This window comes from Streptomyces sp. NPDC048417, assembly GCF_040651615.1.
Classification (GTDB): Bacteria; Actinomycetota; Actinomycetes; order Streptomycetales; family Streptomycetaceae; genus Streptomyces.
Map to the genome: position 1 here is coordinate 126,824 of NZ_JBEZKI010000030.1, position 12,572 is coordinate 139,395.

Below are 12,572 nucleotides of genomic sequence, written 5' to 3' on the forward strand. Positions count from 1 at the left end.
GTCGCGCAGTGCCCCGCGCCCCTTTCAGGGGCGGGCACCTGGCGCCCCTTCAGGGGCGCGGGGAACTGCGCGAGGGACCACATCTCACCCGCACCCGCACGACAAAGGCCCGCACCCCCCGAAGGGCATGCGGGTCTTTGAACGTCGGTCGTTACCAGTCAGCGCTTACCGGGACTGCTGAGCCGGAACCCCACGGGAGATCGGCTCGTCCTCCGCCGGAGAGCTCGCGGCGGCGACCGCCGCACCGGTCAGCGTGGCCAGCATCTCGCGGACGTTGGTCAGCTGGGCGTTGATGCTGTCGCGGCGGTTGGTCAGCGCGGCCAGCTCACGCTCGGATTCCGAGCGGATCCGGTCGGCCTTGGCGTTCGCGTCCGCGACGATGTCCTCGGCCTGACGCTGAGCCGTCTCGACGGTCTGACGCGCCCGGCGCTCCGCGTCGGTGCGCAGCTTCTCCGCCTCGAGGCGCAGCTGCTCCGCGCGGTGCTCGATCTCGGCCAGGCGCTTCTCGGCCTTCTGCTGACGCGAGGCGAGGTCACGCTCGGACTGCTCGCGGCGCTTGGCGAGGTTGGTCTCGAAGTCGGCGGCGGCCTGCGCGGCCTTCGCGCGGGTCTCCTCGAAGAGGGCGTCCGCCTCCTCACGCTTGGACTGCGCGTCCTTCTGCGCCTCGGAGCGCAGCTGGGAGGCGTCGCTCTTGGCCTTCTCGACGATCCGGACGCCCTCGTCCTCGGCCTTGGCCTTGCGCTCCGCAGCGAACGATTCTGCGTCGTTGCGCACCTGCTGGGCCGCCGACTCGGCGAGCTCGCGGTGCTGCTCGGCCGCCCGGCGGGCCTCCTCGCGCAGGTCCTTGGCCTCCTCCTCGGCGAGGCGGAGGATCTTCTCGACACGCGCGCCGAGACCGGCGTACGACGGCTCAGCGTCGGTGACCTGGGCCTGGGCGTTCTGCGTTTCGAGGTGGAGCTCCTCGATGCGCTTCTCGAGAGCGGTGATACGGGCCAGAGCGCTGTCACGGTCGGAGACGAGCTTCGAGATGCGTTCGTCCACCTGAGCGCGGTCGTACCCACGCCGCACAAGCTCGAAGCCGTAGGGGGAAGTGTCGCTCATGGGGTTCCTGTCGAGTGAGACCGGTGAGGTGATAGGTGGAATCCTAGGGGCCGAAGCGGTGTGTCATCGAGCGGATACGTGTTTGATCTGGAGAATGACACCCCTTTTGGGTGGCTAGCTGTGAGATCGCTTGCCAAAGCCTCTGCCAAAGGTTCGGTCAAAAGCCCCAGAACACTACAGAACCGGCACTGGTCTCTAGCTTTCTGACGACTTGCCACCCGATCGAGGGGCACCCACCGTACTGCCCGCCTTGACTCCGCCGTCCTTGTTGGACGACGGGGTCTCGAAGGATTCCAACGCCTCCAGGACGTCCTGGACACGGGAGATCTCGCCGTTGATGTTCTCGCGGCGGCGCTCCAGGATCTCCAGTTCGCGCTTGCCGGCGTCGACCGTGGCCCGGGCCTCGCGGATCGCCTCGGCCTTGAGCTCCTCGGCCTCCCGGACGAGCGTGGCCTTCTTCTGCTCGGCCTCCTTGAGCAGCCCCTCCGCCTTCTTGACGGCGGCGATACGGACCTTGCCCGCCTCGGAGCTGGCCTCCGAGACCAGGTCCTTGGCCTTGGCCTGGGCCTTGGCGAGCTGTTCCTCGGCGGCCTTGATGAGCGCGTCGCAGCGGTCGCCGGTGGACTTCATGGTCTCGGCGGCCTCGCGGCGGGCCCGCTCGTGCAGCTCCTCGATCTCGTTGGTGATGCGGTCGTGCAGCTCCTCCGCCCGCTCCCTTATGGCGGTGGCGTCCCGGCGGGCGCCGACGAGCAGCTCGTCCGCGTCCGTACGGGCCTTTTCCACCAGCGAGTTGCCCTCGACCGTGGCCTCGGACACCAGCCGGTCGGCCTCCTTGCGGGACGCGCCGACCATGCTGTCGGCCTGCGCCTCGGCGTCCGCGGTGGTCTTGCGGGCCTGCTGCTGGGCCTCGTTGAGCAGCTTGTCGGCCTCGGCGGTCGTCTCGTTGATGAGGGTGTCGACCTGCTCGGCCACGTCCTGACGCCGTTTGTTGGCGTCGCTGCGGGCGTCGTCGAGGGTGCGGTCGGCCTCCTCACGGGCGGCGTTGAGCATGCGTTCGGCCTCCGCCTCCGCGTCCGCCTTGAGTCGCTCGGCGTCGCTGCGGGTCCGCTCGGCGTGCAGCTGGGCGGAGCCGACGGTCTCGGCGGCCTCGGCCCGCAGCCGCTCCGCGTCCCCGGAGGCGTCCGCGATCAGCTTCTCCGCCTTGGCGATGGCGTCCGCGCGGACGCGGTCGGCCTCGGCGATGGTCTCGTTCTGCAGCCGCTCGGCCTCGTTGCGGGCCTCGGTGATGAGGGTGTCCGCCTGGGTCGCCGCGTCCGAGCGGATGCGGTTGGCGTCCTCCCGGGCCTCGCCACGCGCACGCGTGGCGTCCTGCTCGGCCTGCGCGATGCTGTCGGAGGCCTCGGTGCGCACCCGCTGGGCGTGCGCGGACGCCTCCGAACGCAGCCGCTCGGACTCCGCCATGGCGTCGCCCACGGTCCGCTCGGCCAGCGCCTTCGCCGCCTCGGACGCCTCCGCGGCCTCGCGGCGGATCCGGGTCGCGTCCTCGCTGGCCCGCTCCCGCTCGGCATAGGCGTCCGCGCGGACCCGGTCCGACTCCTCCTCGGCCTCCCGGCGGGTCCGGTCCGCCACATGCTCGGCGGCCGAACGCAGCCCGGCGATCTCCTCCTGGGCCTGCTCGTGCAGCCCCGAGACCGAGTCACGCACCTGCTGGGCATGCTGCTCGGCCGCGGACACCATCTCGGTGGCCCGCCGGTCGGCCTCCTCGACCAGCCGTACCGCCTCGGCCTGCGCCTCCTCGACGCGGTTGCGCGCGGAGGCGAGCAGCTCCTCGCTCTGCTCGCGGGCCCGCTCGCGCTCCTGGTCGGCCTCCTGACGGGCGGAGCCGAGCAGGTCCTCGGCCTCCCGCCGCCGCCGGGTGGCCTCCTCCTGGGCGGCGGCCAGCGTCTCGGACGCCTCGGTGGACAGCCGCTCGGCCGCCGCCTGCGCCTCGGCGCGGACCCGGTCGGCGGTGTCCTGGGCCTCCTGCTTGAGCCGCTCCGCCTCGGCCGCGGCCTCGGACCGCAGTCGTACGGCGATGGTCTCGCCCTCCGCGCGGGACGCGGACGCGTCGCCGGCGGCCTCGTCGCGCAGCCGCTGGGCCTCGGTCTCGGCCTGCTGCTGGAGCGTGCGGATGCGTTCGGCGGCCTCGGAGCGCAGCCGGTCGGTCTCCTCGCCGGCCTCCCGGCGGATCCGGCCGGCCTCCTCACGGGCCTCGGTGAGCGCCTGCTCGGCGTTTGCGAACCGCTCCTCGGCCTCGGTGTGCAGCCGGGTCAGCTCCTCGGCGGCCTCCGCGCGCCGGGCCTCCACGCCCCGCTCGGTCTCCTCGCGCAGCTCGCGCGCGGCCCGCTCGGCGTCCTCCTTGAGAGCCTCGGACTGCTCCAGGACCTCGGTGCGGTGCCGGTCGGCCTCCTGGCGGGTGCGCTCCAGGGTCTCCTCGGCCTGCCGGCGCAGCGTGGTCGCGCGCTCGATGGCCTCGGTGCGGACCTTCTCGCTGTCCGTGGTGGCGGTCTGCCGCAGCTCGTCCGCGTCGGCCTTGGCCTTGGCGAGCAGCTCCTCGGCGGACCTGGCCCCCTCCTCGATCTGCTGCACGGCCTCGCGCCGGGCCTCGGCGCGGATCGACTCGCCCTCGGCGACCGCGTCGGAACGCAGCTGCTCGGCCTCGCCGCGCAACCGGCGGGCCTCCTCCTGCAGCTCGACCGTCTTGGCGCGGTACTCCTTGGTGTCGTCCTTCGCCGTGCCCTTGAGCTGCTCGGCGATGTCGTGCGCCTCGGCGCGCAGCCGGTCCGCCTCGGTCTCCGCCTCGGTGCGGATCCGCTCGGCCTCCTCGGCGGCGGCCTTGGTGGTGCGCTTGGCCTCCTCGGCCGCCCTGTTCAGGACGTCCTCGGCGGTCTTGGCGGCCTTGGACAGCTGGGAGGCGCTCTCCTCGGCGGTCAGGGTGCGGGCCTTCTCGGAGGCCTCCGCGATGATCTTCTCGGCCTCGGCCCTGGCGTCCGCGACGACCTGCTCGGCGCTCGCCTTGGTGGCCTCGGCGTCCTTGGTGGCCTCGCTGACCAGCCGGGCGACCTGCTCTTTTGCCGTGCGGGTGCGCTGCTCGTTGGTGGCCTCGGCGCTGGCCAGGGCCTTCGTGGCGCTCGCCTCGGCCTCGGTGACCAGCTTCTCGGCCTCGGACTGCGCCTTGCGCAGCGCCTCCTCGGCCTCCGCGATGCGCTGCTCGGCGGCCCGGCTCAGCTCACCGGCCTGCCGGCGTGCCGTGTCCGACTCCGTCGCGGTGGAGCTGCGCAGCTGCTCCGCGTGGTCGGTGGCCTCCTGGGCCTGCGTGGACGCGGCGTTCAGCAGCCGCTCGGCGTCCCGGCGGGCGCGCAGCAGCAGCTGCTCGGCCTCCGCGCGGGCCGCCTCGGCGTCGCTGGTGACCCGCTGCCGGGCCTCGGTGGCCAGCCGCTCGGCCTCGGCACGGGCGGCGGTCATGGCCTGCTCGGCCTCGGCCCGCGACTCGTCGAGCAGCCGCCGGGCCTGGGACTCGGTCCGGGCCCGCAGCTGCTCGGCCCACGCCACGTTCTCGTTGACGTGCGACTCGACGGTCTGCCGGCGCTCGGCCAGCTCCTGGTCCAGCTGCTGGCGGCGGGTCACCGCCTCCTGGTGCAGCTCGGCCTGGAGCCGCGCGGCCTGCTCGGCATGTTCCTGGAGGATGCGCTGGGTCTGCGCCCGGGCCTCCGCGGCCACCCGCTCCGCCTCCTGGCGGATCTGGTCGGCCTGCACCTGGGCGTTCCGCAGCAGCTGCTCGGCGTGATAGCCGATGTCACCGCCGTCGAACGCGGGCCGGGACATGATGGTGCGGCGCGCCTCGTGCAACTTGGCGCGCAGCACCTCGACCTGGTAGCCGAGGTCCTCGGCATGCTGGATCGCCTTTTCCCGCTCGGTCTTCAGCCGTTTCATCTCGGCCTCGAACCGAGAGAGGTGGTCGACGTCAGCCGCCGGCTCTCGCTCCTGGCTCTCGTAGCCCCGCACTGCGCGGTCCCATCCGTCCCCTGGTCGCAACCTTCTCCGAACGAGCTCCGTCCATCCGCCGAACGGGGCCCCCGGGGAATGGTGTCAGATCAACGGCGGAGCACGGGCTGCTGCCCCGACGCTCGTCCCCCGAAACCCGGACCCCGGCATGCGGCCGCCCCGGCCCTGCGAACATGCGAAGGGACGACCGCCCCCAACCCTACCGGCCCATATGTACGAGGGTCAGTGCTCAGGTGACTCAACGGCCGCCGAAGTGACCAGTTCTGTCAGTACTCCGTGGCAATCTTTCGGGTGCAGGAAGGTGATCCGCGACCCCATGGAGCCGATCCGTGGCTCCTCGTACAGAACGCGTACGCCCTTGGCGCGGATGTCCGCGGCGTCACCGTCCACATCCGCCGTACCGAAGGCGATGTGGTGCACCCCCTCGCCGTTCTTCGCGAGCCACTTGCCGACCGCCGAGTCCTCCCGGGTCGGTTCCAGAAGCTGCAGGTAGGAGGCGCCTCCGTCGGATGTCTCGTTGATCTTGAGCATGGCCTCCCGCACGCCCTGCTCCTCGTTGACCTCGGTGTGGAACACCTCGAAGCCGTATGTCGCCCGGTAGAACTCGACGGTCGCGTCGAGGTCGTGGCAGGCGATCCCGATGTGGTCGATTCGCGTCAGCATGGATTCAGTGCAGCGTCACGGCGATGGTTACGCAACGTGCCAGCGATCACACTGACGGCCCGATGACGGCACGGAGTGCCACGCAATACATTCGAAGAACACCCTCAACTGGGGGGATCCCCCAGACCCCCCACTCGTTCACTCCTCGGCAGTGCAGCCGGTAAGGGGATTCGCAGCTCATGACTTCTGGAACCGCTGGAACCACCTCAGTGATCGTCGCGGGCGCACGGACGCCCATGGGACGACTGCTGGGCTCGCTGAAGTCCTTCTCCGGGGCCGACCTCGGCGGCTTCGCGATCAAGGCCGCCCTCGACCGTGCGGGGATCGGCGGCGACCAGGTGCAGTACGTGATCATGGGCCAGGTGCTCCAGGCCGGCGCGGGCCAGATCCCGGCCCGGCAGGCCGCCGTGAAGGCCGGCATCCCGATGAGCGTCCCGGCGCTCACCATCAACAAGGTCTGTCTCTCCGGCCTCGACGCCATCGCCCTGGCCGACCAGCTGATCCGCGCCGGCGAGTTCGACATCGTGGTCGCGGGCGGCCAGGAGTCCATGACCAACGCCCCGCACCTGCTCCCGAAGTCCCGCGAGGGCTTCAAGTACGGTGCCATCGAGATGCTCGACGCGATGGCGTACGACGGTCTCACCGACGCCTTCGAGAACATCGCCATGGGCGAGTCGACGGAGAAGCACAACACGCGCCTGGGCATCCTCCGCCCCGAGCAGGACGAGATCGCCGCCCTGTCCCACCAGCGGGCCGCCGCCGCGCAGAAGAACGGCGTCTTCGAGGCCGAGATCACCCCGGTCGAGATCCCGCAGCGCAAGGGCGAGCCGGTCGTCTTCAGCAAGGACGAGGGTATCCGCGGCGACACCACGGCCGAGTCGCTGGGCAGGCTGCGGCCCGCGTTCACCCGGGACGGCACGATCACGGCCGGCTCCGCCTCGCAGATCTCGGACGGCGCGGCGGCCGTGGTCGTGATGAGCAAGGCCAAGGCCGAGGAGCTGGGCCTCACGTGGCTCGCCGAGATCGGCGCGCACGGCAACGTGGCAGGACCGGACAACTCCCTCCAGTCCCAGCCGTCCAACGCCATCCGGCACGCCCTGAAGAAGGAGGGCCTGGAGGTCGGCGACCTGGACCTCATCGAGATCAACGAGGCCTTCGCCGCGGTCGCCGTGCAGTCAATGAAGGACCTCGGAGTGTCCACCGAAACGGTGAACGTCAACGGCGGTGCCATCGCCCTGGGCCACCCCATCGGCATGTCCGGCGCCCGCCTCGTCCTGCATCTGGCGCTGGAGCTCAAGCGGCGCGGCGGCGGGGTCGGCGCGGCGGCGCTGTGCGGTGGCGGCGGCCAGGGTGACGCGCTGATCGTGCGGGTACCGAAGGCCTGAGTGCGTTTCTCTGTTTCTCTGAGCGAACGGAAGTGAACGGAGCTGTGATGCAGGACGTCTCCTCACTGGTGGCCCAGGCCAGGGAGGGCCGACCGCGTGCGGTGGCCCGGCTGATCTCACTGGTGGAGGGGGCGTCCCCGCAGCTCAGGGAGGTCATGGCGGCACTCGCGCCGTTGACCGGCAACGCGTATGTGGTCGGCCTCACGGGCTCCCCCGGGGTCGGCAAGTCGACCTCCACCTCGGCTCTGGTGACCGCCTATCGCAAACAGGGCAAACGAGTCGGTGTGCTGGCCGTCGACCCGTCCTCGCCGTTCTCCGGAGGCGCTCTGCTGGGCGACCGCGTCCGCATGTCCGACCACGCCTCGGACCCCGGCGTCTACATCCGCTCGATGGCCACGCGGGGCCACCTCGGCGGCCTGGCCTGGGCGGCCCCCCAGGCCATCCGCGTACTGGACGCGGCGGGCTGCGACGTGGTCATCGTCGAGACGGTCGGCGTGGGCCAGTCGGAGGTGGAGATCGCCTCCCAGGCGGACACGTCCGTCGTCCTGCTGGCCCCCGGGATGGGCGACGGCATCCAGGCGGCGAAGGCCGGAATCCTGGAGATCGGCGACGTGTACGTGGTCAACAAGGCAGACCGGGACGGCGCGGACGCCACCGCCCGCGAGCTGAACCACATGCTGGGCCTCGGCGAGTCCCGGGGTCCCGGTGACTGGCGCGCCCCGATCGTCAAGACGGTCGCCGCGCGCGCGGAGGGCATCGACGAGCTGGTCGAGGCCCTGGAGAAGCACCGCGCGTGGATGGAGGAGCGGGGCGTCCTGGCGGAACGCCGACTGGCCCGCGCCGCCCGCGAGGTCGAGACCATCGCGGTGACGGCGCTGCGCGCACGCATCGGCGACCTGCACGGGGACCGCCACGTCGACGCACTCGCGGACCGCATCGTGGCCGGCGAACTGGACCCGTACCGCGCGGCGGACGAACTGGTGGCGGGCCTGACGGAGAACTGACCCCGACCGTTCCGACGGCCCCGGCTGCTATTTTGACCCGCATGTTCCTCTCCTTGGCGTAAGCGGGCACCCCGCGCCCCCGGCACCTTCATGTCCCGTGCCGTGGCGCGCACAGGTGTCCCCCTCTTCCGCCTCCGACCGAGGAACCGACCCATGTCCGCGCTGACTTCATCGCGCCCTTCACCTGCCCGGCGACCGTCGTACGCCGCCGTCCTGCGCGTCCCGCACGCGCGCCGCACTGTCCTCGCCGCCCTCGCGGCCCGCCTCGCCTACGGCACCGTCTCCCTGTCCGTCCTGCTGTCCGTGACCCGCGCGACCGGTTCCTACGCCGTGACGGGGCTGGTGATGGCCCTCTTCGGCGGCTTCGCGGTCGTCCTGCTGCCGGTCCGGGCGACCTTGGTGGACCGATACGGCCCCCGGCGGGCCCTGCCCCCCATGGCGGCCCTCTACAGCGCCGTGCTCTGCCTGCTCGCGGCCCTGACCTGGCGCCCGGGCGCCCCGCCGACGGCGCTCGCCGTCACCGCTGCCCTCTCCGGCTGCGTCGCGCCACCCCTCGGCCCCACCATGCGGGCGGTGTGGGGCCGCCTGGTCGACGACCCGGCGCTGCTCCGGCGGGCCTACAGCCTGGACGGGGTCGCCGAGGAACTGCTGTTCGTGACCGGCCCGGCGCTGGTCGGCCTGCTGCTGCGCTTCGGTCCGCCGCCGGCCGGGCTGCTGCTGAGCGCGGTGCTCATGCTGGCCGGCACCTGCGCGTTCGTGATGTCACCCGCGGTGCGGGACGCGGCTCCCTCGAAGCGGCAGGCCGGCGGCCCGCCCGGGCGTTTCCCGGCGGCCCCCGTGGTCGCGGCCGCCGGCCTGGGGCTCGCCCTGAGCGGTGCCGACCTGCTGGTGATGGCCTTCGCCGAGCAGCGGTCGTACGGCACGGAGGTCGTCGCCTGGGTCCTGGCCGCGCTCTCGGTGGGCAGCGCGGTGGGAGGCCTGCTGAACGGGGCGGTGGACTGGCACCTCCCGGCCGCCGAACGGCTGGCATGGCTGACGGTGGCCCTGGGGTCGGCGCTGGCCCTCGCCGGGCCGGCCCCCGGTGGCTGGACCCTGGCCCTGGCCATGACGGCCACGGGCGTGTTCGTGGCGCCGACCCTGACGACGGCGTACCTGCTGGCCGACGAGATGGCGGGCGAGTCCGCACGGACCCGGGCCGGGGCGTGGGTGAACGCGGCGGTGAACGCCGGAAGTTCGGGGGGCTCGGTGGCGGCCGGGCTGGCACTCGGACACCTGCCGGTGGGACTCTGCTTCGCCCTCGCAGGAGCCACGGCCCTGACCTCCGCGGCAGCAGTGGCGGCGGTCACCCGGCTACGCCCCTGACGAGGGACGGCGGACGAGACCTGAACCCTTGTCCGCCGCCGTCAGGAGCCGTTCGCCGTCACGGGCGCCCGCGCTGCCCCCGCAGGTGTTCGGCGATCGGCTTCAGGCCCTTGTCGAGCTCTATGAGTGCCTCCGGCGACAGCAAGTCGATGAAGTGCCGTCGCACGGAGGCGACATGATGTGGCGCCACCTTCTTCATCGTCTCCATGCCGTGCTCGGTGAGGACGGCGAACAGTCCGCGGCGGTCGGACTCGCAGTTCTCCCGGCGGACCAGGTCCGCGTTCTCCATACGGGTGATCTGGTGCGAGAGCCGGCTCTTGGACTGGAGCGTCGCCGCCGCGAGGTCGCTCATCCGCAGCCGGTAGTCCTCGGACTCGGACAGATTCACCAGGATCTCGTAGTCATTCATTGTCAGGCCGAACGGTTGCAGATCCCTTTCGAGCTGGTACGTCAACAGCCTGTTGACCTCCAGGTGGGTGCGCCAGGCGCACTGCTCCGCATCGGTCAGCCAGCGCGTGGCCGTCTCGGTCTCCATGTATGAAGTCTACCTAAAATTGTTGAAAGGCGAACTAGTGAGGGTGGTGTGACTGCGCGCACGCGTTCGATGTCACACTCCGCAGACTACCGCTCACAGCCCGAAGCGACGTTGCAGGTCCCCCAGCTGTCCGGGAAGGCGCGGTGTGCCGGATTGCTGTGAATGACCTGTGAAAGGCCCGCTCCCGCCGGGTACTCCGGGCTCATGTGGAACCGCTCCCGTGGCCTGCTCCGCCATCAGGGTCTCGGTGGACTGGAGCAGCACCGTACCGGCCCCTACGAACTCGAACTGGTGCTCCTCCCCAGAGGCCCCGCCGAGGCCTGTCATCGCACGTAGACCGCCCATCACGCCTGTCATGTAACCGTGGTCGTAGTGGTGGCAGGGGGAGGGGCAGTCGGCCCATCCCACGAGTGCCTGCGGGTCCACCCGGATCGGGGGTTCCATGAACACCACCGGACCGTTGGACGCGGCCACAAACTTTCCGGTTCCGATAAGGGTCAGAAAACCTGGCACGATCGACTGTTTGAGCGCGAGACTTGGCTGAAAAGCGAGCAGGTTGCCGGAGCGAATGGTCAGGTTGCCATCCTCCAGATCGTACGAATTGACGTCGAAGGCCCGGTCGGCGAGGAGCATCTTGCCCGAGCCCTCCGCCACCACCCAGTCGCTCGCGTGCAGAGGCGAATGGAAGGAAGTACGGACGAGACGGTCCAGACGCCCGTGTCCGACGCCGTTGAAGTCGATCGAGCCGTAGTAGGCGATCATCTTCCCCTTCTGCAGGAACCACTGGCCGCTCCTGAGCTCCACGCAGAAGGTGTACTTGTTGACGTTGTCGTCGACGGGGAGGGTCATGGGGTCGTGGACGACCGGTCCGGCGGCACCGTACGCGCTCACAGCTTCTCCTCCGACGCCTGGACGTACACCGTGCCGTTTCCGCTGAGCTCCAGTTGGAACGCCTCACCGGAGCCGCGGCCCACCATGTCCCGCCAGCCGAGCGCGGTCGACAGCTTGTTGCGGACGTCGCCGTGGTGGGCGACATAGGCCTGCGGGTCGACATGGACCGGGCGCTGCGGGGTGATCGGGATCTCGAAGACCCCGCCGTGGGCCATCACGGCGACCGCGCCCTGGCCCTTGAGGGTGGTCGTGAACAGGCCCTGGCCGGTGACCTGGCCGCGCACCATGCCCATCACGCCTCCCTGGGAGCCCATGAACATCGTGCCCTGCTGGAGCGTGCCCTCGAAGGCGAGCAGCCGGTCCGCCTCGACGTAGAGGGTGTCGCCCGTGAGGGTGATGACCTGGACGTGGTGGCCGCCGTGCCCGAAGAACACCGTGCCGCTGCCCTCGACGGTCATCAGCGGGGTGGCCTCGCCCGCGACCCGGCGGCCGAGCATCGACATCAGCCCGCCCTGGCCGCCCTGGATGTTGGGTGTGAAGGACACCTCGCCCTTGTAGGCGAGCATCGCCCCGCGCTGGCTGTAGAGCCGCTGCCCGGGCATGACGGTCGCCTCGACCATCTTGGAGTTCACCTCGCGCAGGGCCATCTCACACATCCCCCGCGATCGTGTTCCGCTCGCTCGGCTGCACGTACACCAGGCCGTCCCCCTCGAACCGGATCTGGAAGGCCTCGCCGCCGCCCTCTCCGAGCAACGTGCGGAATGTCACACCTGACTGGAAGGACTGGCGGAGGTTGCCCTGGTGGGCGATGTACGCGCCCGGGTCGACGGTCAGCGGATACTGCGCGCTCACCCGGAGCACCACCGCCGGGCCGTCCGACGTGATCGCCGCCTGGCCGTGGCCCTCGACCGTGGTGGTGAACAGGCCGTTGCCCTGGGAGGCGCCGCGCAGGCCGGTGAAGGTCGTGCCGGTGCGCAGGCCGGCGTCGGTCGCGAGCAGGTTGCTCGACTCGACGTACAGCTTGTCGCCCTGGAGGCCGACCAGGTTGATCTCGGACGCCCGGTCCGCGAACCAGCACGTCCCGTGCCCCTTCACCTCCATCACCGTCATCTGCTCGCCGGTGAGCCGCCGGGTCACCATCCCCCGCAGCCCCTCACCGCCGCCGCTCAGTTTCTTGAACGCCATCTGCCCGTCGTACGCGACCATCGAGCCGTTCTTCGCCTTCACGGCGTCCCCGGTCATCTCGACGGCGAGCACCTTGCTGCCTTGGAGTCGGAACATCGCCACGCTGCGAAGGTAGCCGCAGGCCGACGCCACCAACAGGTCCCTGGGGTGGACGTCATCCCGGATCCGACCCTTAGGGGGCCACGGAGCCGGTCGCCGGTCATCTTGGGCGAGGTCCGGTCTCCGGGCGTCCGACCGCCGGATCCCGGGAAGCCGGGCGGGCCTCCGGGAGGCGGGTCGCCCCCCGGGCGGTGAGCTCCGTAAACGGGCCCAGCCTCCACCCCCGCGCGGGGACCGCGAGACTCCTTTGCCACAATGGGTGGACGTTTGTGCTTGCGTTCACAAAGAGTGGACGTCTCTCCC

The 12,572-nt window shown here is 71.1% G+C and carries 10 protein-coding genes; 3 read left to right on the forward strand and 7 right to left on the reverse strand.

Annotated elements, in window-relative coordinates; translation table 11 throughout:
• Positions 1 to 165 precede the first annotated feature (165 nt).
• From AB0D59_RS38540 to mce, 3 genes are all read right to left on the reverse strand, one after another.
• On the reverse strand, positions 166 to 1,101 hold the full coding sequence (locus tag AB0D59_RS38540) for a cellulose-binding protein (protein ID WP_089098739.1): 936 nt from the start codon (positions 1,099 to 1,101) through the stop codon (positions 166 to 168).
• Between the two features lie 195 nt (positions 1,102 to 1,296).
• Positions 1,297 to 5,145: a polarized growth protein Scy gene (gene scy / locus AB0D59_RS38545; protein ID WP_362575567.1), complete on the reverse strand. Its 3,849-nt coding sequence runs from the start codon at positions 5,143 to 5,145 to the stop codon at positions 1,297 to 1,299.
• A gap of 222 nt (positions 5,146 to 5,367) precedes the next feature.
• Positions 5,368 to 5,808, reverse strand: a complete 441-nt coding sequence (mce, locus tag AB0D59_RS38550; protein ID WP_089098737.1) for a methylmalonyl-CoA epimerase — start codon at positions 5,806 to 5,808, stop codon at positions 5,368 to 5,370.
• A gap of 179 nt (positions 5,809 to 5,987) precedes the next feature.
• Here mce and AB0D59_RS38555 point away from each other — a divergent pair, with 179 nt between their 5' ends.
• The 3 genes from AB0D59_RS38555 to AB0D59_RS38565 all read left to right on the forward strand — a co-directional run bounded on the left by AB0D59_RS38555 (position 5,988) and on the right by AB0D59_RS38565 (position 9,559).
• Positions 5,988 to 7,193: an acetyl-CoA C-acetyltransferase gene (locus tag AB0D59_RS38555; protein ID WP_362575569.1), complete on the forward strand. Its 1,206-nt coding sequence runs from the start codon at positions 5,988 to 5,990 to the stop codon at positions 7,191 to 7,193.
• A gap of 47 nt (positions 7,194 to 7,240) precedes the next feature.
• Entirely contained in the window at positions 7,241 to 8,197 is a 957-nt protein-coding gene (meaB, locus tag AB0D59_RS38560) for a methylmalonyl Co-A mutase-associated GTPase MeaB (RefSeq protein ID WP_362575571.1), read from the forward strand.
• A 153-nt stretch (positions 8,198 to 8,350) separates the two neighbouring features.
• On the forward strand, positions 8,351 to 9,559 hold the full coding sequence (locus tag AB0D59_RS38565) for an MFS transporter (protein ID WP_362575573.1): 1,209 nt from the start codon (positions 8,351 to 8,353) through the stop codon (positions 9,557 to 9,559).
• A gap of 58 nt (positions 9,560 to 9,617) precedes the next feature.
• Here AB0D59_RS38565 and AB0D59_RS38570 read toward each other — a convergent pair whose 3' ends face one another.
• From AB0D59_RS38570 to AB0D59_RS38585, 4 genes are all read right to left on the reverse strand, one after another.
• On the reverse strand, positions 9,618 to 10,094 hold the full coding sequence (locus AB0D59_RS38570) for a MarR family transcriptional regulator (protein ID WP_362575575.1): 477 nt from the start codon (positions 10,092 to 10,094) through the stop codon (positions 9,618 to 9,620).
• A 93-nt stretch (positions 10,095 to 10,187) separates the two neighbouring features.
• Entirely contained in the window at positions 10,188 to 10,985 is a 798-nt protein-coding gene (locus AB0D59_RS38575) for an AIM24 family protein (protein ID WP_362575577.1), read from the reverse strand.
• Complete coding sequence (locus AB0D59_RS38580) at positions 10,982 to 11,632, reverse strand: AIM24 family protein (protein WP_362575621.1); 651 nt, start codon at positions 11,630 to 11,632, stop codon at positions 10,982 to 10,984. The genes AB0D59_RS38575 and AB0D59_RS38580 overlap by 4 nt, the downstream gene beginning before the upstream one ends.
• 1 nt (position 11,633) lies before the next feature.
• Positions 11,634 to 12,266 carry an AIM24 family protein gene (locus tag AB0D59_RS38585; RefSeq protein ID WP_362575623.1) on the reverse strand — a complete coding sequence of 211 codons (633 nt, stop codon included), beginning with the start codon at positions 12,264 to 12,266 and terminating at the stop codon, positions 11,634 to 11,636.
• Positions 12,267 to 12,572: the final 306 nt, after the last annotated feature.

Excerpts from the sequence above, each read along its gene's own strand:
- mce (WP_089098737.1), bottom strand. The coding sequence starts at position 5,808 with ATGCTGACGCGAATCGACCACATCGGGATCGCCTGCCACGACCTCGAC.
- AB0D59_RS38580 (WP_362575621.1), bottom strand. The coding sequence starts at position 11,632 with ATGGCCCTGCGCGAGGTGAACTCCAAGATGGTCGAGGCGACCGTCATG.
- AB0D59_RS38570 (WP_362575575.1), bottom strand. The coding sequence starts at position 10,094 with ATGGAGACCGAGACGGCCACGCGCTGGCTGACCGATGCGGAGCAGTGC.
- AB0D59_RS38540 (WP_089098739.1), bottom strand. The coding sequence starts at position 1,101 with ATGAGCGACACTTCCCCCTACGGCTTCGAGCTTGTGCGGCGTGGGTAC.
- AB0D59_RS38565 (WP_362575573.1), top strand. The coding sequence starts at position 8,351 with ATGTCCGCGCTGACTTCATCGCGCCCTTCACCTGCCCGGCGACCGTCG.
- AB0D59_RS38555 (WP_362575569.1), top strand. The coding sequence starts at position 5,988 with ATGACTTCTGGAACCGCTGGAACCACCTCAGTGATCGTCGCGGGCGCA.
- meaB (WP_362575571.1), top strand. The coding sequence starts at position 7,241 with ATGCAGGACGTCTCCTCACTGGTGGCCCAGGCCAGGGAGGGCCGACCG.
- AB0D59_RS38585 (WP_362575623.1), bottom strand. The coding sequence starts at position 12,266 with ATGTTCCGACTCCAAGGCAGCAAGGTGCTCGCCGTCGAGATGACCGGG.